The sequence below is a fragment of the Pseudomonas sp. IT-P44 genome (genome assembly GCF_949768225.1).
Taxonomy (GTDB): domain Bacteria; phylum Pseudomonadota; class Gammaproteobacteria; order Pseudomonadales; family Pseudomonadaceae; genus Aquipseudomonas; species Aquipseudomonas migulae.
Map to the genome: position 1 here is coordinate 60,196 of NZ_CATKQM010000101.1, position 22,635 is coordinate 82,830.

Genomic DNA, 22,635 nt, shown 5'->3' on the forward strand with positions numbered 1-22,635 from the left:
TTTACTCAGGCAACGCATACGCAATCACGTAATCCCCACGATCCGTTGACTGACGCGCACCGCCCACCGTCAGCAGGATGTACTGCTTACCGGTTTTCGGCGAAACGTAAGTCATCGGACCCGACTGACTACCCACCGGCAAACGCGACTTCCAGATCTCATTGCCGTTACCCGTATCGAACGCCCGCAGGTAGAAGTCCTGGGTACCGGCGAAAAACAGCAGGCCGGACTGGGTGGCCAGAGAAGCACCGAGGGTCGGCATGCCGATCGGAATCTGCAAATGCATGCGGATGCCCAGCGGACCGGTGTCCTGTACGGTGCCGACCGGGACTTGCCACATCAGTTTGTGGGTCTTGAGGTCGATGGCAGACATCGTGCCGAACGGCGGTTTCTGGCACGGAATGCCCACCGCCGAGAGGAAGCGTTCGCGCATCGCCCCGAACGGTGTGCCTTCCTGTGGCACGACGCCCATTTCGATACCGCTGGCCCCGGCGGCGATCTTGTTGCGCGGGATCATGTAGTTGGCCAGGCCCAGGCGCATGTCGTTGACAAACATGTAGTTCGTGTTTGGGTCAACCGAGACGCTACCCCAGTTCATGCCGCCCAACGAGCCCGGGAATTGCAGCGCGCGGTCCATGCCCGGCGGGGTGTAGACGCCTTCGTGGCGCATGCCTTTGAACTGGATGCGGCACATCAACTGGTCAAACGGCGTGGCGCCCCACATGTCGGCTTCGGTCAGGGTCTTGTTGCCGATGGACGGCATGTCCACCGAGAACGGCTGGGTGGGCGAATAGCGTTCGCCGGGCACACTACCTTGCGGAACCGGGCGCTCTTCGACGCGCGCGATCGGCACGCCGGTTTCGCGGTTGAGCAGGAAGATCTCGCCTTGTTTGGTGACTTGCGCCAAGGCTGGCTGCAGGCCGCCCTTGTCGTCCGGCACGTCGTACAACAACGGTTGGGCCGGCAGGTCGAAGTCCCACAGGTCGTGATGGGTGGTCTGGAAGTGCCAGCGCACCTGACCGGTCTTCACGTCGATCGCGACGATGGACGAACTCCACTTGTCATCGAATGCCGTGCGTTGGCCACCAAAGAAGTCTGGCGTGGCGTTGCCGGTGGGCAAGTAGACCAGACCGAGTTTGGCGTCGTAGGACATGGCCGACCAGACGTTTGGTGTGCCGCGTGTATAGGTCTCACCAGCCGGTGGACGTTTGGTGGTGTTCGGATTGCCCGGATCCCACGCCCACACCAGTTCACCGCTGCGTACATCGTAAGCGCGGACCACGCCTGGCGGCTCGCCGGTGGAGTAGTTATCGGCCACACGACCACCGACGATCACCACGTCACCTGCGACCAGCGGGGTTGAGGTTTGCTGGTAGTAACCGGGCTTCACTTCACCCATGTCGGTGGTCAGATCGACCGTGCCTTTGTTGCCAAACTCTTCACACGGCTTGCCGGTCTCGGCATTGATCGCGATCAGACGGGCATCGCCGGTCGGCAGAAACAGACGTTTCGTACAGGCAGTCGGCTGGTTATCCGAAGACACTGGCGTCTCGGAATAACCCAGGCCACGGCAACGCTGCCAGTTTGGCGCAGTACCTTGCGGGTCGAACTTCCAGCGTTGGGCGCCGGTGTCGACGTCCAGCGCGAAGACTTTGCCGTAAGCGGTGCAGGTGTAGACCGTGTCGCCGATTTGCAGTGGGGTGTTCTGGTCTTCAGCGCCAGCGCCGGTGCTTTGCGGGATGTCGCCGGTGCGGAAGGTCCACGCCACCTGCAACTTGTCGATGTTGCCTTTGTTGATCTGGTCCAGCGCAGCAAAGCGGTTGCCAGCGGTGGTGTTACCCCAATGGGCCCAGTCTTTCTGTTCGGTACCCGGAGCGACCGGCGTAACAGCCGGTTCAATGCTGGCCTTGACCACATGGGTCGGCACGAACATGTAGGCCATCGTTGCGACAACGCCGACGCCCAGGATACCGGCGAGGCCATAAGCGCCACGGCCGGCAGTCGCGCCTGAAGCACGGACCAGCATCGGATAGATCAGCGCAACGACCACGCCGATCACGGCGAAGGTCAGCACGCGCGAGACCAGCGGCCAGTATTCGAAACCGGTGTCCCATACGGCCCAGATCGCGGTAAGAATCAGCGCCACACCATACAGCCACGCACCTTGCGGCTTGCGACGGGCGATCATCAGCCCGGACACCAGCATCGCCAGGCCCATCAGCAGGAAATACCAGCTGCCGCCCAGCGAGACCAGATAACCGCCGCCACCGGCCAGGCCGAGTCCGATCAACGCAATCAGGACACCCAGCCCCAACAGCAACCATTTGCCGCCGCCGGCAGCCCCAGAATTATTCATGTCGGTAATTTTCCCCATTTGTGACAAGCGCGGAATAATGTACTACCTAGTTACTTATGGCAAATTGTCGCAGGTAAAAATGGCATGAACGGTACTGAGGCTAGATCAAACATCCGGTATGCGAGCGGTGCTGTAACATGCTGACCCATTGATTTGTGTTGCTGGAGACGACCATTGCCTGACACTCGCCCGCCCGTTCTTGACGAAATCGACCGCCAATTGATCGCGGCCCTGCAAATCAATGCCCGCGAAAGCGTGGCCATGCTCGCCCGGCAATTGGGCATCGCCCGCACCACCGTAACGTCGCGGCTGTCGCGGCTGGAAAAGGCCAGGGTCATCACCGGTTACGGCGTGCGCCTGGGCCAGCGTGTGGTGGACGGCGGATTGCAGGCGTACGTCGGGATCACGGTGCAACCGCGCTCTGGCAAGGAGGTGTTGCGGCGCTTGAGTGCGATGGCTCAGGTTCAGCAGTTGTGTGCGGTGAGTGGCGAATTTGATTATGTGGCCTGGTTGCGCACTGATTCGCCGGAGCAACTGGATCAGTTGCTGGATCAGATCGGCAGTGTGGACGGGGTGGAGAAGACGACCACGTCGATCATTCTCAGCAGCAAGATAGATCGCGGCCAGCCGGTTTAACCGCAATCTTTATGTGGGAGCGGGCTTGCTCGCGAAAGCGGTGTGCCATTGAAAAATGAAATAACAGACATACCGCTTTCGCGAGCAAGCCCGCTCCCACAGTGGACAGTGTGTATCGACACCTCGTCACTATGATCAATTAATTAGCAAAACGACGACACATTGCGTCTTATTAACGTGTTCTACGCTCTCTAGAATGGCTGCCATCTTTTCCTATACTCAGACGCGCACCCCGCGTCCGGTCGCCAGCAAGGTCAGCCATGAACAAGAACAATCGCCATCCTGCAGACGGTAAAAAACCAGTCACCATTTTTGGCCCGGACTTTCCTTTCGCTTTCGACGACTGGATCGAACACCCGGCCGGCCTCGGCAGCATTCCTGCGCACAACCACGGCGCCGAAGTAGCGATTGTCGGCGCCGGTATCGCCGGTTTGGTCGCGGCCTACGAACTGATGAAACTGGGCCTCAAGCCCGTCGTCTATGAAGCCTCTAAATTGGGCGGCCGTCTGCGCTCGCAGGCGTTCAACGGGACCGATGGCATCGTCGCTGAACTGGGCGGCATGCGCTTCCCGGTGTCGTCCACCGCGTTTTACCACTACGTCGACAAGCTCGGCCTCCAGACCAAACCCTTTCCCAATCCGCTGACCCCTGCCTCTGGCAGCACCGTCATCGACCTGGAAGGCAAAACCCATTACGCACAGAAACTGGCGGATCTTCCGGCACTGTTCCAGGAAGTGGCTGACGCATGGGCGGACGCACTGGAAGCCGGCTCACAGTTCTCCGATATCCAACAAGCAATCCGCGACCGCGACGTGCCACGCCTCAAAGAGTTGTGGAACACCCTGGTTCCGCTGTGGGACGACCGCACCTTCTACGACTTTGTCGCCACCTCCGAAGCCTTCGCCAAGCTGTCGTTCCATCACCGCGAAGTGTTCGGCCAGGTCGGTTTCGGCACCGGCGGCTGGGACTCGGACTTCCCGAATTCGATGCTGGAAATCTTCCGCGTAGTGATGACTAACTGCGACGATCACCAACACCTGGTCGTCGGCGGCGTCGAACAAGTGCCGCAAGGCATCTGGCGCCATGTGCCGGAACGTTGCGTGCACTGGCCCGAAGGCACCAGCCTCAAGTCGCTGCACAGGGGCGCGCCACGCTCCGGGGTCAAAAAAATCGCTCACGCCGCGGACGGTCGTTTTGCGGTCACCGATAACAACGGCGATACCCGCGAGTACGCGGCAGTGCTGACCACCTGCCAGAGCTGGCTGCTGACCACCCAGATCGAGTGCGACGAAACCCTGTTCTCGCAAAAGATGTGGATGGCCCTCGACCGCACCCGCTACATGCAATCTTCCAAAACCTTCGTGATGGTCGACCGCCCGTTCTGGAAGGACAAGGACCCGGAAACCGGCCGCGACCTGATGAGCATGACCCTCACCGATCGCCTGACCCGCGGCACCTATCTGTTCGACAACGGCGACGACAAGCCGGGCGTGATTTGCCTGTCGTACTCGTGGATGAGCGATGCGTTGAAAATGCTTCCGCACCCGGTGGAAAAACGCGTCGAGCTGGCGTTGAACGCGCTGAAAAAGATCTACCCGAAAGTCGACATCGCCGCGCGAATCATCGGCGATCCGATCACCGTGTCGTGGGAAGCCGACCCGCATTTCCTTGGCGCCTTCAAAGGCGCATTGCCCGGTCACTACCGTTACAACCAGCGCATGTACGCACACTTCATGCAGGCTGATATGCCGGCCGAACAGCGCGGGATTTTCATCGCCGGCGACGACGTTTCGTGGACGCCGGCGTGGGTCGAAGGCGCGGTGCAGACCTCGCTCAATGCGGTGTGGGGCATCATGAAACACTTCGGCGGTGAAACTCACGCCGAGAACCCGGGTCCAGGAGATGTGTTCAACGAGATCGGTCCGATCGCCCTGCCCGAGTAAAAGGAGTTCGAAATGCGCGTAGCCCTTTACCAATGTCCACCGCTGCCTCTGGACGTCGCCGGCAATTTGCAACGCCTGCATCAACTGGCGCTGGAGGCCAAAGGCGCCGATTTGCTGGTGCTGCCGGAGATGTTCCTGACCGGCTACAACATCGGCGTCGATGCCGTCAGCGTCCTGGCGGAGGTGCACAACGGTGAATCGGCGCAGCAGATCGCGCGCATTGCCAAGACGGCGGGGATCGCCATTTTGTATGGCTATCCCGAGCGCACCGAAGACGGGCAGATCTACAACGCCGTGCAACTGATCGACGCCAATGGCGAGCGCCTGTGCAACTACCGCAAGACTCACCTGTTCGGCGACCTCGATCACTCGATGTTCAGCGCCGGCCAGGATGATTTTCCGCTGGTGGAGCTCAACGGCTGGAAGCTCGGTTTCCTGATTTGCTACGACATGGAGTTCCCGGAGAACGCGCGGCGTCTGGCCCTGGCCGGCGCCGAGCTGATTCTGGTGCCGACAGCGAACATGATTCCTTACGACTTCATCGCCGACGTCACCGTCCGCGCCCGCGCCTTCGAAAACCAGTGTTACGTGGCTTATGCCAATTACTGCGGCAACGAAGGCGACATCCACTACTGCGGCCAGAGCAGCATCGCCGCGCCGGATGGTAGCCGCATCGCACAGGCGGGCCTCGATGAAGCGCTGATTGTCGGTGAGCTGGATCGCCAGTTGATGATCGATTCCCGCGCCGCCAATCGTTACTTCCTCGATCGCCGCCCCGAGCTTTACGGCGAGCTGAACAAGCGCTGACACCCAGTAATCCGCTAGCATTAGCGCTTCCCTGTTCTGGAAGTGCTCATGCCTGCGCTGAATCCCCCTCGCCCTCACACTGAAACCCTGGCCAACGGCCTGCGAGTGACGCTGCGTCATGCCCCGAATCTGAAGCGTTGTGCGGCCGCGTTGCGGGTCGCTGCGGGCAGTCATGACGTGCCATTGGCATGGCCAGGCCTGGCGCATTTTCTTGAGCACCTGTTGTTTCTCGGTACCGAGCGTTTTCCTGCGGAACAAGGGCTGATGGCCTACGTACAAGGTCATGGCGGGCAGGTGAATGCACGGACCAGCGAGCGCACCACCGACTTCTTTTTCGAATTGCCGCCTCAAGTTTTCAACGGAGGACTGCAGCGTCTGTCAGACATGCTCGCTCATCCGCGTATGAATCTGGACGATCAGTTGCGGGAACGGGAAGTGCTGCACGCGGAGTTTGTCGCCTGGTCGCAGGATCCTACGGCACAGCAGCAACTGGCGTTGTTCGATGGGCTTTCGCCGACTCATCCGTTGCGCGGCTTTCATGCCGGCAACCGCGACAGCCTGCCCGTGCAGCAACCGGAGTTTCAGCAAGCGCTGCAGGATTTCCATCAGCGGTTTTATCAGACCGGACAGATGACGCTGAGCCTGGCCGGTCCGCAAAGTATCGAAGAGCTGAAGCAAATGGCGCTGAAGTTCGGCGCGGTGATTTCCGAGGGAAAAAACCTCCCGCAACAGGCTCCTGTGCCGCTGATGGAGTCTTCAGTCGCAAGTTATCAACAGGCTGGCGAGCGTCGGCTGGATCTGCTGTTTACCTTCGAAGCACTGCCCAATGCGTCGACCGAAGCATTGGCGTTTCTGTGCCATTGGTTGAACGCCGCGAAGCCCGGCGGGCTGCTGACTGTATTGCGCGAATGCGGTTTGGCTGAGCATCTGAATGCCAAGCCGCTGTATCAATTTGCCGGACAAGCCGTGCTGCACGTTGAATTCACAACGACCGCGTCGGCGAGCATCCTGAGCGAGAAGCTCCTGGATTGGCTGGGCTTTTTTGCAGCTCAACAAAATTGGACCCTTCTGCGTGAGGAGTACGCTGCCGTGCTTCAGCGCCAGCAACAAGTCAGCAGTGCGCTGCAACTGGCCCGACTCGACAGCGAACAGCTTGAAACCGGGTTATCCGAGCAAGGCGTTGTAGCGCTCAAGGACATCCTGAAGAAAATCGGCGCTGTGGATAACTTCAGCGGTGAATGGCAACTGCCGACACCGAATCCGTTCTTGCGCGCCGAGGCACCACCCTCAAATGCCGGCCTGATTCGCGGCCAGACCAGCAAACACCGTGGCCTGCGGACATTCGCGCAGGACCGCTCGCGCAGCCGTCGCGAAAACTCGCCGATGCAATTCAGCCAGGCCCTGCCCGATAACACCGCTGAAGGCGCGATTTATCTGCGCTGGCGATTAGAGTCCAGACCTCAACCCCGCCATCAGCTGGGTCTGGAAAACCGCCTGCAGCCGCTGCGCGAGGATGCCCGTCAGGCAGGCGTCGACTTTTCCTTCAGCGCTTCAGGAAATGAATGGTTGCTGAAAATGACGGGGCTGCAAGAGTCGATGCCGACCGTCCTCGAACATGCGCTGAAAGAGCTGACAAACCCTGATGCCGGTTTCTCACAGGAAGAACCGAAAAGCGCCGCATTGATACCGATTAAACAACTGCTGAAAGCGCTGCCTGATCATTGCCTTGAGCAAAGCTCAGTCGCTGATGACTTGCAGCAGCTATGGTCGACGGCGCGCTGGGAAGGCCTGGCAATCGGGTTGTCGGCACAGACTCAAGCAGCGATGGGGTTCGCCCTGAGTCGCGTGCCCGGCATTGCGGACACTCAACCGTCGTCGCCGCCCTCGATCAACGGGCTGCGTCTGTGGACCGCCGTCGACACCGGTTCCAGCGAACACACGCTGTTGCTGTTCTGTCCGACGGCCACGCAGGAAATCTCTGACGACGCTGCGTGGCGTTTGCTCGCGCACATTTGTCAGACGCCGTTCTACCAGCGCCTTCGCGTGGAGTTGCAACTGGGTTATGCGGTGTTCAGTGCGCTGCGGCAGGTCCATGGGCAGACGGGCGTTCTGTTCGGCGTGCAATCACCGAGCGTCGCGCCTCTGAACCTGCTGCAACATATGGAAGACTTTCTGAACGACCTGCCCGCAATGATCGACGGCATCGACGAGGCGACCTTCGTTGCCCAGCGTCAGGCCTTGGCCGATCAATTCCAGATCGCTGCGTTGCCCGTCGCCCAGGCCGCCGAACTGCAATGGCAGGGCAAGCTGGCCGGCCACTCGTCGGATTATCTGACGCAGCTTCCCCAAGCCATTCTGGACATCGATCGTTCTGCCCTGCGCGCCGCCGCACTGCGCCTGATCAACGCCGAGGGCGGCTGGCGCGGTCTGGCCAGCAGTTCGCAGCCGGAGGCGCCTTGGCAAGTGGCAAAATGATCATTACCGCTGGTGCAATTAGCTTTTTCCGAGATTGCAGGCCAATCGCTCTGTAATTTTGAGTAACATAGCCACCTAACTATCTGAACATCTCCGGCTGGAGGTGGACTATATGTATAGATCTCAACCGTCCCATCACCTGAAGGAGCGCTCCCATGTCCTGGTCCAAACCTGCTTACACCGACCTGCGTATCGGCTTTGAAGTCACCATGTACTTCGCAAGCCGCTAAGCTTGTCCTGCCGTTCAGCGCCTCGGTTTGCCGAGGCGTTTTTATTTTCAGCGTTTAAATGATGGAGCACCCATGTTTGTCCAGATTCTAGGTTCCGCCGCCGGCGGCGGTTTCCCCCAGTGGAACTGCAACTGCGTGAACTGCGCAGGTTTTCGCGACGGGAGCCTGAATGCCAAGGCGCGGACCCAGTCGTCCATCGCGATTTCCGATGACGGCGTGAACTGGGTGCTGTGCAACGCCTCGCCGGACATCCGCGCCCAGCTCCAGAATTTTGCCCCGATGCAACCGGGCCGCGCCCTGCGCGATACCGGTATCAGCGCGATCATCCTGATGGACAGCCAGATCGACCACACCACCGGCCTGCTCAGCCTGCGCGAGGGTTGCCCGCACAACGTCTGGTGCACCGACATGGTCCATGAAGACCTGAGCACCGGTTTCCCGCTGTTTACCATGCTGACCCACTGGAATGGCGGGCTGAACTGGAACCGCATCGAACTCGACTGCAGCTTCACCATCCCGACCTGCCCGAGTCTGCGTTTCACTCCGCTGCCACTGCGCAGTGCCGCGCCACCGTATTCGCCGCACCGTTTCGACCCGCATCCGGGCGACAACATCGGGTTGATCATTGAAGACCTGAACACCGGCGGCAAGCTGTTCTACGCGCCGGGCCTGGGCAAGGTCGACGCGCCGTTGCTGGAAATCATGGCCGGCAGCGACTGCCTACTGGTGGACGGCACGATGTGGGACGACGACGAAATGCAGCGCCGTGGTGTCGGCACCCGCACCGGTCGGGAAATGGGCCATCTGGCGCAGAACGGCCCCGGCGGCATGCTGGAAGTGCTGGAACAGTTGCCCAAGCAGCGCAAGGTGCTTATTCACATCAACAACACCAACCCGATCCTTGATGAGGATTCGCCGGAGCGCGCCGAGCTGGCTCGGCGGGACGTTGAAGTGGCGTATGACGGCATGAGTATTGTGTTGTAGCGGATGGCCTCTTCGCGGGCAAGCCTCGCTCCTACAGGGATAGCGCCGAACCTGTAGGAGCGAGGCTTGCCCGCGAAAGCGTCCGATAAGACACAACAGAATCCACCGGTTATTCCCCCGGAGACCGAAATGACTGACACCCCACTGTCCCCCGCCGAATTCGAAGCCGCCCTGCGCGCCAAGGGCGCCTATTACCACATCCATCACCCCTATCACGTGGCGATGTACGAAGGCCGGGCGACCCGCGAGCAGATCCAGGGCTGGGTCGCCAACCGCTTCTACTATCAGGTGAACATCCCCCTGAAGGACGCTGCGATTCTGGCCAATTGCCCGGACCGGGAAATCCGCCGCGAGTGGATTCAACGCCTGCTCGACCATGACGGCGCCCCCGGCGAAGACGGCGGTATCGAAGCGTGGCTGCGTCTGGGACAGGCCGTCGGCCTCGACCCGGACCAACTGCGCTCGCAGGAACTGGTGTTGCCCGGCGTGCGTTTCGCCGTGGACGCCTACGTCAACTTCGCCCGCCGGGCCAGTTGGCAGGAAGCCGCCAGCAGCTCATTGACCGAGCTGTTCGCGCCGCAGATCCACCAGTCGCGTCTCGACAGCTGGCCGCAGCATTACCCATGGATCGACCCGGCCGGTTACGAATATTTCCGCACCCGTCTGGGCCAGGCGCGCCGCGATGTCGAACACGGTCTGGCGATCACCTTGCAGCACTACACGACGCGGGAAGGCCAGGAGCGCATGCTGGAAATTCTCCAGTTCAAACTGGACATTCTTTGGAGCATGCTCGATGCCATGAGCATGGCCTACGAACTGAAACGCCCGCCGTATCACAGCGTGACCGAGCAACGGGTCTGGCACAAAGGAATCAGCTTATGAGTTTTGATCGCAGCAAGACCCCAACCTGGCGTCCAGGCTACCGGTTCCAGTATGAACCTGCGCAGAAAGGCCATGTGCTGCTGTACCCGGAAGGCATGATCAAACTGAATGAAAGCGCCGCGCTGATCGGCGGTTTGATCGACGGCGAACGTGACGTCGCGGCGATCATCGCCGAGCTGGACGCGCAGTTCCCTGGCGTGCCGGAGCTCGGTGATGACATCGAGCAATTCATGGAGGTCGCCCGTGCTCAGCACTGGATCGAACTTGCCTGATTCCGTGTCGGACAAGTTACCGCCCAAACCGGAAATCGGCCTGCCGCTGTGGCTGCTGGCCGAGCTGACCTACCGCTGCCCGCTGCAATGCCCGTACTGCTCCAATCCACTGGATTTCGCCGAGCAAGGCAAAGAGCTGAGCACCGAGCAGTGGATCAAGGTGTTCCGCGAAGCACGGGAAATGGGCGCGGCGCAGCTGGGCTTTTCCGGCGGTGAACCGCTGGTGCGCCAGGACCTCGCCGAACTGATTGCCGAGGCGCGCAAGTTGGGTTTCTACACCAACCTGATCACCTCCGGCATCGGCCTCACCGAGCAGAAAATCAGCGACTTCAAGGAGGCCGGCCTGGACCATATCCAGATCAGCTTCCAGGCCAGCGACGAGCAGGTGAACAACTTGCTGGCCGGCTCGAAAAAGGCCTTCGCGCAGAAGCTGGAAATGGCTCGTGCAGTGAAAGCACATGGTTATCCGATGGTGCTGAACTTCGTCACCCACCGGCACAACATCGACAAGATCGACCGGATCATCGAGCTGTGCATCGCCCTTGAGGCGGACTTCGTCGAACTCGCCACGTGCCAGTTCTACGGCTGGGCGCAGCTCAATCGGGTCGGTCTGCTGCCGACCAAGGAACAACTGGTCCGGGCTGAACGCATCACCAACGAATACCGCGCAAAACTGGAAGCCGAAGGGCATCCGTGCAAGCTGATTTTCGTCACGCCGGACTACTACGAAGAACGACCGAAAGCCTGCATGAACGGTTGGGGCAGTATTTTTCTGACAGTAACCCCGGACGGAACCGCGCTGCCGTGTCACGGCGCCCGACAGATGCCGGTGCAGTTTCCTAACGTGCGCGACCACAGCATGCAGCACATCTGGTACGACTCGTTTGGCTTCAACCGCTTTCGCGGTTACGACTGGATGCCCGAGCCATGCCGCTCGTGCGACGAGAAAGAAAAGGACTTCGGTGGCTGCCGCTGCCAGGCCTTCATGCTCACCGGTGACGCCAGCAACGCCGACCCGGTGTGCAGCAAGTCGGAACATCACGGCGTGATTCTCAAGGCCCGCGAAGAAGCCGAGCACGCGACCCAGACCATCGAACAACTGGCCTTTCGCAATGAACGAAACTCACGACTCATCGCAAAAAGCTGAACCCTTCAGCGCCGCCAAAGCGGTCGCTGCCGGTGTCGACTTTGCCGAACTGCAGGTTGGCCAGCATGGCCTGTTCTGGAACGAGTACCGTCCCGAGGACGCCGCTTGTCGAATCTGGCATTGGCGTGATGGCCAGGCCCATTGCCTGACGCCAATGGGTTTCAGCGTGCGCAGTCGGGTGTACGAATATGGCGGCGGAGCGTTCTGTCTGACAGATGACGGGGTAGTTTTCGTCAACGAGGCGGATCAGCAGCTGTATCGCCAATCGCTCAAAGACGAAATGCCCGAAGCGCTGACGTCCGGTGAATGCCGCTACGGCGATCTGCAATTTGCCAACGGGCAAGTGTTGGCCGTTGAAGAACATCGGGATCGGCATCGACTGGTGGCCATCGATCTGGCGGACAGCACACGGCATCTGTTGGCCGAGGGTGCCGACTTTTATGCCGCGCCGACACTGAGCCCCGATGCTCGACGGTTGGCCTGGATCGAATGGAGCCGTCCGGACCAGCCATGGACCGCGACGCGCCTGATGGTTGCCGAGCGCCAGAGCGATGGCCGTTACGCTCAAGCGCGCTGCCTGGCGGGTGAAGATATTCAGGAGTCGTTGCAACAACCGCGATTCGATGACCGTGGCCGACTGCTTTGCCTGACGGATCGCGGCGGTTACTGGCAGCCGTGGGCGGAGTCTTCCGATGCGTTGCGCCCGTTGCCCAGCACTGCGGCGGATCATGGACCAGCGCCCTGGCAGTTGGGTGGCTGCACTTGGCTGCCCTTGGGTGAAAACAGCTATCTGGCCAGTTGGACCGAAGGCGGATTCGGCCGACTGGGCATTGGCGGTGACGCTACAGAAGATTTCACCGGGGACTACAGCCGATTCCGACATCTCGCACTGGATGAACAATTCATCTACTGCATCGCCGCTTCGCCGGTCAGTTCATCAGCCGTGATCGCCATCGACCGCAAGACCCGAGCCGTCAGGGTATTGGCCGGTGGAATCGCGCCGCTGCCCGCCGATCAGATCAGCATCGCACAAACCCTGCGCTACCCGAGCGGTTCGGGCGAGGCTCATGGTTTCTTCTACCCTGCGATGACCGGCGAAGCGAAACCGCCGCTGGTGGTATTCATCCACGGCGGCCCGACATCGGCGTGCTACCCGATGCTTGATCCGCGCATCCAGTACTGGGCACAACGCGGCTTCGCCGTGGCCGACCTCAACTACCGTGGCAGCAGCGGCTACGGCCGGGCCTATCGCCAGGCGCTGCATTTGAGTTGGGGTGAAGTGGATGTGGAAGATGCCTGCGCAGTAGTCGCCCATCTCGCAGAGCGCGGATTGATCGATGGCGACCAGGCGTTTATTCGCGGTGGCAGTGCCGGCGGCTACACCACGCTGTGTGCGTTGGCGTTCAAGAAGGTCTTTCGCGCTGGTGCCAGCCTTTACGGCGTCAGCGATCCCGTTGCCCTGGGCCGCGCAACCCACAAGTTCGAAGGCGATTACCTGGATTGGCTGATTGGCGATCCCGAGCTGGACGCCGAGCGCTACGCCGCACGCACACCCCTGCTGCATGCGAGCAACATCAACGTGCCGGTGATTTTCTTTCAGGGCGAACTGGACGCTGTGGTCGTGCCGCAACAGACCCGCGATATGGCCGAGGCGTTGCAGCAAAACGGCATTCTGGTACAGGCGCATTATTACGCGGACGAACGTCACGGCTTCCGCAAGGCCGGCAATCAGGCCCATGCGCTGGAACAGGAGTGGTTGTTTTATCGACGGGTGATGGCGCTCGAAAGCTGAAACCGTGTCGCGCCCTTCGCGGGCAAGCCACGCTCCTACAGGATCTTCAGCGTGCACAAACTCTGTGGGAGCTGGCTTGCCAGCGAATGCGATCTATCTTGCGATGCGAACCTTAGCGCTTGGCGATGATGTACACCGCATGCACGATCCCTGGAATATAACCGCACAACGTCAGCAGAATATTCAGCCAGAACGCGCCAGCGAAACCGACTTGCAGAAACACGCCCAGTGGCGGCAATAGAATGGCGATGAGGATGCGAATGAAGTCCATGGGGCAGCTCCTGAATTGAAGTGGGCTCATGTGAGCCTTACTGCTAATCGACCAACACCGTTCGTCAGGGTTCAGTGCTGTTCCTCAGGCCAGTATCTCCAGACCGTGTTTCTGCACAATGCTCAACAACTTCAGCGCCATGCCACTGGGGTGTTTATCCCCTGCTTCCCACTGTTTGACCGTCGACGCGCTGGTGTTCAGATAACGCGCAAATACCGGCTGGCTGACGTTGTTGCGTTCGCGCAGTGCTTTGATCTGCTCCGCAGGAATCGCGTCCGGCACCGTCGCGAGACAGGATTCATCGAACTCGCGCATGGTTGCCTTGCTGATTGCGCCGATGGCGTACAAGGCACTGGCGGATTCGTGAATCGACTCAAACACGTCGCTTTTGTATTTCTTACTCATGGTGTATCTCCACAAACTCCTCGGTATCCAACAAGTGCTGGACTTGCATGTCGGTCATAACGCCATAAACCTTGGCTAAACCACGCAGTTCGGTCAGTTCCGCAAAACTGATATTGCTCCGATCCTTCTTCGCAAACAGCAACTGATAGATCCAGTAACGACCGCCCTTCGCCACAACAATCGAGCGATGGCGGTTGGCATTCAAACGCTTCTTCCAAACCCCGCCGCCGAGACTTTCCACCTGGCCCTTGAGCATTTCGGTGAATGCCTCCCGAAGCTCATCATCACCAATCCAGGCCTTACCCGCCTGCATCGCAAAACGCTTTGTCTTGAACAACCTTGGTGACATTGGCATCCCTTCCAAAAAACATACCACTGAGTGGTATAGAAATCAAAACCAGGAATCCTTCACTGACACCGGCACTCCCTGCCGGCTTTTCTAAAAAGCCACCGATTTATCTCCCGTTCAAGCGACGAAGTGCGCCTGGAAAAACGCAGAGACAAAAAAACGCCCCACGTCAAAAGAATCAAACGTGGGGCGATGCGTTATACCGCGAGACGGTTCGGAAATTCGTGTAGGGCGGTTCTGATCAGACGGCAATCCCTTTGCGGCATTGCAGTTGTGCGGTGCGCACGCGGGAAAAGGCGCGGGCCAGGCGCAGGAGCATTTCGTCGATGTTGGATTTACTGACCGTGAGCGCTGGGGTGAATCGCAGGCAATCGGTTTGCGGGGCGTCGAGCAGCAAGCCTTCGTACAGCGCTGCTTTGGCTACGGCGTCAGCCGAATCGTCGGACAGGGTCAGACCCCAGAGCAATCCCTGACCGCGCAGTTCGCCGTGTCCATAGCGATGAGCCAGACGTGCCAGGCCTTCGCACAAGTGCTGGCCAGTTTCCCTGACATGCTCGAGAAAGCCCTTGTCCTGCACACTATCGAGCACAGCCAGGCCAGCAGCGGTCATCAGCGCGTTGCCATGATGAGTGCCCGTCAGCTCGCCGACGTCGAAGCAGCAGGCTTTGCCACGTGCCAGCAGCGCCGCCAAGGGCACACCACCGCCCAGGCCTTTGCCGAGGACGACGATATCGGCTCGCACACCGTAGGACTGTTCCGCGAGTAAGGTGCCGAGTCGACCAAGACCGGTTTGCACTTCGTCGAAGATCAACAGGATGCCAAGCTCACGGCACAGGCGTTCGACACCCTTGAGGTAATCCTCGGTAGCGGGAATGACCCCGGCTTCGTTCTGGATCGGCTCAAGCATGATTGCCACGGTCCGGGCATCAACGGCGGCGTGCAGAGCGGCCAGATCATTGAACGGTACGTGGCTGAAGCCTGGAAGTTGCGGCTCGAAGCGGTTGGTCAGCCTGGAACTGTCCGACGCCGGGATCGTCCCGAGACTACGGCCATGGCAACCGTTGTTGGCCACGATGATCCGCGACGCACCGCCGCGATGTTGCTGGCCCCACTTGCGCGCCAGTTTGATCGCCGCTTCACAGGCTTCACTGCCACTGTTGAGCAGGTACGCCTGGTCACTGCCAGTGCTGACGCAGAGCCGCTCGGCAAGGTTGAGCATGCCGCGGTTGTGCAGGCCGAAACCGGGGTTGATCAGCGATTGAGCTTGCGCCGTGATTGCGTTGACCAGTACCGAAGGGCTATGCCCGAGGCTATTGGCCCCGCCCCCCTGGGAAAAATCCAGATAGGCGCGGTCTTCGCTGTCCCACAGCCAGGAGCCCTGACCGCGCACAAAAATCTGTTTCGGCCGCTCGACACTGGGCATCAGGCACTCACTGGAAAGATTGTCACTTCTGTACGACAGGAAAGTGTCCGCGCTCAGGTCATCAAGGCTGGGAGCGTTGCGTCGTAAATTGAACAAATTCATCCGAAAACACCTCGTGTGAAGTGTTTTGCCTTACCTATGTAAACACCTTCGGCGTAAACGGTAGTCATCGCGTTCTATGGCCCTGTAAGCCCTGTGAATGCGGTTAGACTAGGCTCAGGCAGGACCTTGAGCCATTTCGATTTCCCAGCATTTTCAATAAGTAAAACTTATGGATTTTAAACAACTGCGTTATTTCGTCGCGGTCTACGAAGAGGGCCATGTGGGCCGGGCCGCCGAGCGGCTTTCAATCTCCCAACCGGCACTCTCCCAACAGATTCGCCAGCTCGAACAACACCTCGATGTGAGCCTGTTCGAGCGCAGCAGTAAACGCTTGCTGCCGACCCTGGCCGCGCACACGCTGTACAACCACGCCCTGCCCTTGCTCGACGGCCTGCAACGGGCGCGTGAAGCATTGGGCAACTTCAAGGGACAAGCGCTGCGCACCCTGGCCATTGGCGTGCTGCAAACCGTCCACACCAGCCTGGTGCCGCAGATGCTCGAACGCGTGCGCAAGGCGCAGCCGCACCTGGTGGTGCAGATCTATGAACTGACGGGACTGGAAATCGAACGACGGCTGCTCAACGGTTCACTGGACATCGGCATCAGTTACCTGCCGCCCCGTCAGCCGGGGCTACACGGCGTGATGCTGTACGAAGATGAACTGACACTGGTCATCCCGGCGGATCATCCGCTGCGTGAATTCAAGAAAGTCTCCATGAGTCAGGCCGCCGAGTTGCCGATGTTGCTGCTGGGTGAAGAGTTTCAGGTGCGGCAGATCTGGCAGACGCAACTGGCCAGCCTGGGACGACGCCCGCAAGTGCAGGCCGAACTGAACAACATGGCGGGGATTCTCGACAGCCTGCCGCACACCCGGTTGGCGACTGTCCTGCCAGGTCGCTCGCAGAAGATGCTGGGCAATGACGAACTGCTCTGGAAGCCGCTGACCGAGCCACGGGTGCCATTGAAAGTCGGGTTGGTGTGTCGCGATGTGCAACGGCAACAAGCGTCATTGGCGTTGTTGCGGACCTTGCTTGAAGAAGTGATGAATGGCCCGAATGAAGTCCCGACAACCCTGGACGGGATGAGCTGACTACTTTTCTGCGGGCAAAAGAAAACCCCGCCGAAGCGGGGCTTTGCAGACTGTTTCCCTGACATCCATTTCACTCCGCCGTCCTGGCAGAATCCTACGTGTCCGTGTTGTTGCTTTGCGCTTCCTGCGCGACGTCCATGTGAAGTAGATTAGCCGTGGATCCAATTTGCATCTATGGGAGAAAAGCAGCACGTCATGTAAGAGAATGCTTACATGACGTTACATTGTCAGAACTGCGCCGCGTCCAGCAGGAACAGCGACTCGCTACCGGCCTTCACCGACGCACTCAACGAGTGAATACGCGGCAGCAGGCGTGCGAAATAGAACCGCGCCGTGCCCAATTTGCTCGCGTAGAAATCGTCCTGCGCTTCTTTGCCGAAGGCGGCCTTGGCCATCAGTGCCCACATGTAGGCGTAAGCCACGTAACCGAAAGTTTGCAGGTATTCGACCGAAGCCGCACCGATTTCATTCGGGTTGTTTTTCGCCCGATCCAGCAACCACGCCGTCAGTTCGTCGAGGGTGGTCACGGCATCGTTCAGCGGCTTGGTGAACTCGTCCAGCTCAGCGCTGGCCGTCGCGGTGAAGTGACGAATCTCGTCGGCGAACAGGTTGTAGAACGCCCCGCCGCTGCCAACGATCTTGCGCCCTACAAGGTCCAGCGCCTGGATGCCGTTGGTGCCTTCGTAGATCTGAGTGATGCGCACATCGCGAACCAGTTGCTCCTGGCCCCACTCACGGATGTAACCGTGGCCGCCGAAAACCTGCTGGCCGTGAACGGTGGTTTCCAGACCGAGGTCAGTCAGGAATGCCTTCGCTACCGGGGTCAGCAGCGCCACCAGGTCTTCCGCGCGTTTGCGGGTGGTCGCGTCTTCACTGAACTTGGCGGTGTCCAGTTGCATGGCCACGTAAGTCGAGAAGGCACGGCCGCCTTCGTTCGAGGCTTTCATGGTCAGCAGCATACGACGCACGTCCGGGTGGACGATGATCGGGTCGGCCACTTTGTCCTTGTTCTGCGCGCCGGTCGGCGAACGGCTTTGCAGGCGGTCGCGGGCGTATTCAACGGCGTTCTGGTAAGAGCGCTCGCCAGAGGCCAGGCCCTGGATACCGACGCCCAGACGCTCGTAGTTCATCATGGTGAACATCGCCGCCAGGCCTTTGTTCGGCTCGCCGACCAGGTAACCCACGGCTTCGTCGAAGTTCATCACGCAAGTTGCAGAGGCCTGAATGCCCATCTTGTGTTCGATCGAACCGCAGGTCGCCGGGTTACGTGCGCCGAGGCTGCCATCGGCATTGACCATGAACTTCGGCACCAGGAACAGCGAAATGCCTTTCGGCCCCGCCGGTGCATCCGGCAGTTTGGCGAGTACCAGGTGAATGATGTTCTCGGTCAGGTCGTGTTCGCCGCCGGTGATGAAAATCTTGGTGCCGCTGACTTTGTAGGAACCGTCCGCCTGAGGCTCAGCCTTGGTGCGGATGATGCCCAGGTCTGTACCGGCGTGCGGCTCGGTCAGGCACATGGAACCGGCCCAGACGCCGGCGTACATGTTCGGCAGGTAGGCGGCTTTCAGCTCGTCGCTGGCGTGGGCGTTGATCGACAGGCAAGCACCGGCGGTCAACATCGGGTACAGACCGAACGACAGGCTCGCGGAGTTGACCATTTCTTCGACCTGGGCCGAAACCGCCTTGGGCATCCCCATGCCGCCGTAGGTCGGATCGCCACCGACACCGACCCAACCGCCTTCAGCGTAAGTCTGATAAGCCTGTGGGAAACCTGCCGGCGTGGTGACAGCACCGTCCGCCCAATGGCAACCTTCTTCGTCAGCCGCACGGCTCAGGGGCGCGATGCTTTTGCTGGTGACCTTGCCGGCCTCTTCAAGAATGGCTTCAACGGTTTCTGCGTCGACGGTATCGGCCAGTGCAGGCAACTCGGCCCAGAGCTTGGCGACCTCGAATACTTCATTGAGGACGAAGCGCATATCGCGCAGGGGCGCTTTGTAGTCAGCCATGGCAAACCTCGCAGGATCTTTACAGGTGATTCGTAGGAAGAGTGTTTTCGTTGGGTCCGAGTGTAACCCAACAACTTTTGCGACACATAGGGTCAGGCTGTGACCGTTTTGTAATTTTTGGTCATTGCGTTTTTGTGTCTGCCAGAACGCCTTCGCGGGCAAGCCTCGCTCCTACAGGTTTTATGTCGTGCACACCATGCGTGCACAACGAAGGACCTGTAGGAGCGAGCGATGCGGCGATCCGACTTGCCCGCGAAGCTTTTCAAACGCAACCGTTACACCGAGAACAACTCCGCTGGCAGCTGCATCAAGCAATCGCTACCCGCCTCGATGGCCGCGCGATGAGCAGCCGTGCGTGGCAGCAATCGCTTGAAGTAAAACTCGCTGGTCGCCAGTTTGCCCCGGCAGAAATCGGCATCGCCGCTGCCCGCATCCAGTTGCGCCTGAGCCACCAGCGCCATGCGCAGCCACAAGTAACCGAGGATGATGTAACCGCTGTACATCAGGTAATCCACCGACGCGGCGCCCACTTCGTCCGGATTCTTCATCGCGGCCATGCCCACCTGGGTAGTCAGTTCGCCCCACTGCTGGTTCAACCCGTTGAGTTGCGCCACGTAGCTGGCGAGTTGCGGATGATCGGCGTTCGCCGCGCAGAACTTGTGAACGATTTTGGTAAAACCGCGTAGCAGTTTGCCCTGGCTGCCGAGCACTTTGCGCCCGAGCAAATCCAGCGCCTGAATGCCGTTGGTGCCTTCGTAGATCGGTGCGATCCGGCAATCGCGAACCAACTGCTCCATGCCCCACTCACGAATGAAGCCGTGGCCGCCGAACACCTGCATGCCGTGGTTGGTCACTTCCAGCCCGGTGTCGGTCATGAAGGCCTTGCAGATCGGCGTCAGGAACGCCAACAGGTCTTCAGCGTCCTGCCGCGCGGCTTCATCCGGGCTCAGGTGCGCGGCATCCAGAAGTTGCGCGGTGAAGTAGGTCAGCGCGCGATTACCTTCGTTGAAGGCCTTCATGGTCAGCAACATTCGACGCACATCAGGATGAACGATGATCGGGTCGGCGGCTTTTTCCGGTGCTTTGGGGCCGGTCAGCGAGCGCATCTGCAAACGATCATTGGCGTACTTGATCGCGCCCTGAAAACTCGCTTCCCCCAGACACAAACCCTGCATCCCGGTGCCGAGACGCGCATGGTTCATCATGGTGAACATGCAGTTCAGGCCCTTGTTCGGTTCACCGATCAGAAAGCCCTTGGCCTCGTCGAAGTTCAGCACGCAGGTGGCCGAGGCCTTGATACCCATTTTGTGTTCGATCGAGCCGCAGGAAACGCCGTTGCGCGCACCCGCCTCACCTTCGGCATCGGGTAGGAATTTAGGCACGATGAACAGCGAAATGCCCTTGGTGCCCGCAGGCGCATCCGGCAGTTTCGCCAGCACCAGGTGAATGATGTTGTCGCTCATGTCGTGTTCGCCGGCAGAGATGAAAATCTTGCTGCCGGAGATCGCGTAACTGCCATCCGCTGCCGGCACGGCGCGGGTCTTGATGATGCCCAGGTCTGTGCCGCAATGGGCTTCGGTCAGGCACATGGTGCCGGTCCATTGGCCCGCGGTGAGCTTGCTCAGGTAGGTGTTTTTCTGCTCTTCGGTGCCATGGGCGTGGATCGCCGACATCGCGCCGTGCGTCAGGCCCGGGTACATGCCCCAGGAAGTGTTGCTGGACCCGACCATCTCGCTGATGACCAGCCCCAGGGAACTCGGCAAGCCCTGGCCGCCATAAGCGGGATCGGCCGCCAGACCATGCCAGCCACCTTCGACGTATTGTGCGAAGGCTTGCTTGAAGCCTGTAGGCGTTGTCACCACGCCGTTGTCGAAATGGCAGCCCTCTTCGTCGCCGCTGCGATTGAGCGGTGCGAGCACGTTCTCGCAGAACTTCGCGCCTTCTTCGAGGATCGCATTGACCATGTCCGGGCTGGCATCCGTGGCGCCCAGAGCGGCGTAGTTGCTGTGAAAGTCGAAGACGTGGTCGATCAGAAAGCGCATGTCGCGCAGGGGAGCTTTGTACTCGGGCATGGTCATTTCTCCGGCAGCAGATTGATCAAACCTACTGCCGCCGACCACGCCTCACAATCACAGTCCAGACGCTGAATGCGCCATCATCACTCAACCCGCAGCCGCCTCGCGCACCGCACCACGACGGTTCTGACCGTAAGCCACCACGCAGTTACGCCCGGCGCCTTTGGCGGCGTAGAGCGCCTCGTCGGCAGACTTCAGCACTTTTTCCGGGTTGCGCTGTTCCACGCGTTCGGCGACGCCGATGCTGACGGTGACCGACACACTCGAAGCCCCTGATCCGGCACGACGCTGACGACCTTGCTGGTCATCCTGAGGACGGTTGTCCTGGTTACGCAGTTGAATGTTGTAGGTGGCGATGGATTCGCGGATGACTTCCAGGTGCGGCATGCACTCTTCAAGCGTCTTGCCCGCGAACACCAGCGCAAATTCCTCACCGCCGTAGCGATACGCCCTACCGCCGCCGCCGATTTTCGACAGTTTGCTGGCTACCAGCCGCAGCACCTGATCGCCGACATCGTGGCCGTGGGTGTCGTTGAATTTCTTGAAGTGGTCGACGTCGCTCATCGCCAGCACGTAATTGCGCCCCAGGCGCTGCATGCGTTCGTTCAACGCGCGGCGGCCAGGCAAACCGGTGAGCTCATCGCGGAAGGCCATTTGATAGGCTTCATGGGCAACCGCCGCGGCAATCATTAACATCACCTGGCTGCACATGATGTTCAGGGTGAACGGCAGGATGAACGTCTTCGGCAACGCCCAGAACAACCCGAGCAAACCCACCAGTTGGGCGGCGTGCAAAGGCCTGGGGTTGCGCCAGTATTGCCAGCTCAGCAGCAGGAACGAGGCGATAAACACGGGGTAGGACAGCTGAATCAGGCTCATCCACGCGCCATGCAAGGCTGGCCAGCGGATTTCCGACAGCCACATCAACAGCGCCTGTGGGTAACTTTGCTCCAGGCCCAACGCCACGCTGCCGACGGCCAGCAACACCGCGAAACGCGCAATCATGTCCTGGAACAGATGGGTGCGTTCCTGCCACGCGGCGAATATGCCAAACATCAGCGGCAGCAACAGACAGCACAGATGAAAGACCACGGCGGCGTCTTCACGCACTCTGCCGTTGTCGCGGTAATAGTCGGTCTGGGTGTCGAGCAGGTAGTAGGCGATGTATACCGTGACCATCAGAAACAGTTCACGCTGACGTCGGTAAACCGCGCAATAAGCGCCGCCGAGCAACAGCACCAACGTAGGCAGCACGTTGAACAGCGAAGTGAAGAAGACGTTCAGGTCCTTGACGTACGCAGCCGCCAGCCCCGCAAGCAAAAGCAGAAGTGAGGGTAGGAAATGACTGAAACGTACAGCGGAAGAACGCGGCAAGGGTAAAGCTCCGACC

The 22,635-nt window shown here is 60.0% G+C and carries 19 protein-coding genes; 11 read left to right on the plus strand and 8 right to left on the minus strand.

The window, feature by feature from the left end; genetic code table 11:
• Position 1: 1 nt before the first annotated feature.
• The gene (locus ACM6IO_RS29345; protein WP_414912685.1) at positions 2-2,356 is read right to left on the minus strand and encodes a glucose/quinate/shikimate family membrane-bound PQQ-dependent dehydrogenase; all 2,355 of its coding nucleotides are present in this window, start codon (positions 2,354-2,356) and stop codon (positions 2-4) included.
• A gap of 174 nt (positions 2,357-2,530) precedes the next feature.
• Here ACM6IO_RS29345 and ACM6IO_RS29350 point away from each other — a divergent pair, with 174 nt between their 5' ends.
• The 10 genes from ACM6IO_RS29350 (at position 2,531) to ACM6IO_RS29395 (ending at position 13,524) form a co-directional block, all read left to right on the plus strand.
• The gene (locus tag ACM6IO_RS29350; protein ID WP_008027020.1) at positions 2,531-2,992 is read left to right on the plus strand and encodes an Lrp/AsnC family transcriptional regulator; all 462 of its coding nucleotides are present in this window, start codon (positions 2,531-2,533) and stop codon (positions 2,990-2,992) included.
• Positions 2,993-3,252: 260 nt separating this feature from the next.
• A complete protein-coding gene (locus ACM6IO_RS29355) occupies positions 3,253-4,935 on the plus strand; it encodes a flavin monoamine oxidase family protein (protein WP_414912686.1) in 1,683 nt (560 codons plus the stop codon).
• A 12-nt stretch (positions 4,936-4,947) separates the two neighbouring features.
• Positions 4,948-5,742 carry a carbon-nitrogen hydrolase family protein gene (locus ACM6IO_RS29360; protein ID WP_008027017.1) on the plus strand — a complete coding sequence of 265 codons (795 nt, stop codon included), beginning with the start codon at positions 4,948-4,950 and terminating at the stop codon, positions 5,740-5,742.
• Between the two features lie 48 nt (positions 5,743-5,790).
• Positions 5,791-8,217 carry a pyrroloquinoline quinone biosynthesis protein PqqF gene (gene pqqF / locus ACM6IO_RS29365; protein WP_414912687.1) on the plus strand — a complete coding sequence of 809 codons (2,427 nt, stop codon included), beginning with the start codon at positions 5,791-5,793 and terminating at the stop codon, positions 8,215-8,217.
• A 155-nt stretch (positions 8,218-8,372) separates the two neighbouring features.
• On the plus strand, positions 8,373-8,447 hold the full coding sequence (pqqA, locus tag ACM6IO_RS29370; RefSeq protein ID WP_009045898.1) for a pyrroloquinoline quinone precursor peptide PqqA: 75 nt from the start codon (positions 8,373-8,375) through the stop codon (positions 8,445-8,447).
• 72 nt (positions 8,448-8,519) lie between these two features.
• A complete protein-coding gene (pqqB, locus tag ACM6IO_RS29375) occupies positions 8,520-9,431 on the plus strand; it encodes a pyrroloquinoline quinone biosynthesis protein PqqB (RefSeq protein ID WP_192227626.1) in 912 nt (303 codons plus the stop codon).
• 129 nt (positions 9,432-9,560) lie between these two features.
• Positions 9,561-10,313: a pyrroloquinoline-quinone synthase PqqC gene (gene pqqC, locus ACM6IO_RS29380; protein WP_192416808.1), complete on the plus strand. Its 753-nt coding sequence runs from the start codon at positions 9,561-9,563 to the stop codon at positions 10,311-10,313.
• Positions 10,310-10,585 (plus strand): pyrroloquinoline quinone biosynthesis peptide chaperone PqqD, encoded by a 276-nt coding sequence (pqqD, locus tag ACM6IO_RS29385; protein WP_008024193.1) that lies wholly within the window; start codon positions 10,310-10,312, stop codon positions 10,583-10,585. The genes pqqC and pqqD overlap by 4 nt, the downstream gene beginning before the upstream one ends.
• On the plus strand, positions 10,557-11,732 hold the full coding sequence (gene pqqE / locus ACM6IO_RS29390; protein WP_226298153.1) for a pyrroloquinoline quinone biosynthesis protein PqqE: 1,176 nt from the start codon (positions 10,557-10,559) through the stop codon (positions 11,730-11,732). Before pqqD ends, pqqE begins: the two co-directional genes overlap by 29 nt.
• Positions 11,698-13,524: a prolyl oligopeptidase family serine peptidase gene (locus tag ACM6IO_RS29395; RefSeq protein WP_414912688.1), complete on the plus strand. Its 1,827-nt coding sequence runs from the start codon at positions 11,698-11,700 to the stop codon at positions 13,522-13,524. Before pqqE ends, ACM6IO_RS29395 begins: the two co-directional genes overlap by 35 nt.
• A 112-nt stretch (positions 13,525-13,636) precedes the next feature.
• On the opposite strand, the gene ACM6IO_RS29400 is transcribed toward ACM6IO_RS29395, so the two are convergent.
• The 4 genes from ACM6IO_RS29400 to ACM6IO_RS29415 form a co-directional block, all read right to left on the minus strand.
• Positions 13,637-13,795 (minus strand): YqaE/Pmp3 family membrane protein, encoded by a 159-nt coding sequence (locus ACM6IO_RS29400; protein ID WP_207284819.1) that lies wholly within the window; start codon positions 13,793-13,795, stop codon positions 13,637-13,639.
• Positions 13,796-13,879: 84 nt separating this feature from the next.
• On the minus strand, positions 13,880-14,200 hold the full coding sequence (locus tag ACM6IO_RS29405; protein WP_207284820.1) for a helix-turn-helix domain-containing protein: 321 nt from the start codon (positions 14,198-14,200) through the stop codon (positions 13,880-13,882).
• On the minus strand, positions 14,193-14,549 hold the full coding sequence (locus tag ACM6IO_RS29410) for a type II toxin-antitoxin system RelE/ParE family toxin (protein WP_192227621.1): 357 nt from the start codon (positions 14,547-14,549) through the stop codon (positions 14,193-14,195). Before ACM6IO_RS29410 ends, ACM6IO_RS29405 begins: the two co-directional genes overlap by 8 nt.
• A gap of 241 nt (positions 14,550-14,790) precedes the next feature.
• Positions 14,791-16,074, minus strand: a complete 1,284-nt coding sequence (locus tag ACM6IO_RS29415; RefSeq protein ID WP_414912689.1) for an aspartate aminotransferase family protein — start codon at positions 16,072-16,074, stop codon at positions 14,791-14,793.
• Between the two features lie 169 nt (positions 16,075-16,243).
• Between ACM6IO_RS29415 and ACM6IO_RS29420 the strand changes: the two genes are divergently transcribed.
• Complete coding sequence (locus tag ACM6IO_RS29420) at positions 16,244-17,164, plus strand: LysR family transcriptional regulator (RefSeq protein ID WP_008024202.1); 921 nt, start codon at positions 16,244-16,246, stop codon at positions 17,162-17,164.
• Positions 17,165-17,391: 227 nt separating this feature from the next.
• On the opposite strand, the gene ACM6IO_RS29425 is transcribed toward ACM6IO_RS29420, so the two are convergent.
• From ACM6IO_RS29425 to ACM6IO_RS29435, 3 genes are all read right to left on the minus strand, one after another.
• Positions 17,392-19,170, minus strand: a complete 1,779-nt coding sequence (locus tag ACM6IO_RS29425) for an acyl-CoA dehydrogenase C-terminal domain-containing protein (protein ID WP_008024204.1) — start codon at positions 19,168-19,170, stop codon at positions 17,392-17,394.
• 275 nt (positions 19,171-19,445) lie between these two features.
• Positions 19,446-21,242 (minus strand): acyl-CoA dehydrogenase C-terminal domain-containing protein, encoded by a 1,797-nt coding sequence (locus ACM6IO_RS29430; protein ID WP_414912690.1) that lies wholly within the window; start codon positions 21,240-21,242, stop codon positions 19,446-19,448.
• 90 nt (positions 21,243-21,332) lie between these two features.
• On the minus strand, positions 21,333-22,619 hold the full coding sequence (locus tag ACM6IO_RS29435) for a GGDEF domain-containing protein (RefSeq protein WP_008035909.1): 1,287 nt from the start codon (positions 22,617-22,619) through the stop codon (positions 21,333-21,335).
• Positions 22,620-22,635 lie beyond the last annotated feature (16 nt).

Coding starts and splice junctions, on each gene's coding strand:
- ACM6IO_RS29345 (WP_414912685.1), bottom strand. CDS start 2,356: ATGAATAATTCTGGGGCTGCCGGCGGCGGCAAATGGTTGCTGTTGGGG.
- ACM6IO_RS29355 (WP_414912686.1), top strand. CDS start 3,253: ATGAACAAGAACAATCGCCATCCTGCAGACGGTAAAAAACCAGTCACC.
- ACM6IO_RS29360 (WP_008027017.1), top strand. CDS start 4,948: ATGCGCGTAGCCCTTTACCAATGTCCACCGCTGCCTCTGGACGTCGCC.
- pqqF (WP_414912687.1), top strand. CDS start 5,791: ATGCCTGCGCTGAATCCCCCTCGCCCTCACACTGAAACCCTGGCCAAC.
- pqqB (WP_192227626.1), top strand. CDS start 8,520: ATGTTTGTCCAGATTCTAGGTTCCGCCGCCGGCGGCGGTTTCCCCCAG.
- pqqC (WP_192416808.1), top strand. CDS start 9,561: ATGACTGACACCCCACTGTCCCCCGCCGAATTCGAAGCCGCCCTGCGC.
- pqqD (WP_008024193.1), top strand. CDS start 10,310: ATGAGTTTTGATCGCAGCAAGACCCCAACCTGGCGTCCAGGCTACCGG.
- ACM6IO_RS29395 (WP_414912688.1), top strand. CDS start 11,698: ATGAACGAAACTCACGACTCATCGCAAAAAGCTGAACCCTTCAGCGCC.
- ACM6IO_RS29400 (WP_207284819.1), bottom strand. CDS start 13,795: ATGGACTTCATTCGCATCCTCATCGCCATTCTATTGCCGCCACTGGGC.
- ACM6IO_RS29405 (WP_207284820.1), bottom strand. CDS start 14,200: ATGAGTAAGAAATACAAAAGCGACGTGTTTGAGTCGATTCACGAATCC.
- ACM6IO_RS29410 (WP_192227621.1), bottom strand. CDS start 14,549: ATGTCACCAAGGTTGTTCAAGACAAAGCGTTTTGCGATGCAGGCGGGT.
- ACM6IO_RS29415 (WP_414912689.1), bottom strand. CDS start 16,074: ATGAATTTGTTCAATTTACGACGCAACGCTCCCAGCCTTGATGACCTG.
- ACM6IO_RS29420 (WP_008024202.1), top strand. CDS start 16,244: ATGGATTTTAAACAACTGCGTTATTTCGTCGCGGTCTACGAAGAGGGC.
- ACM6IO_RS29425 (WP_008024204.1), bottom strand. CDS start 19,170: ATGGCTGACTACAAAGCGCCCCTGCGCGATATGCGCTTCGTCCTCAAT.
- ACM6IO_RS29430 (WP_414912690.1), bottom strand. CDS start 21,242: ATGCCCGAGTACAAAGCTCCCCTGCGCGACATGCGCTTTCTGATCGAC.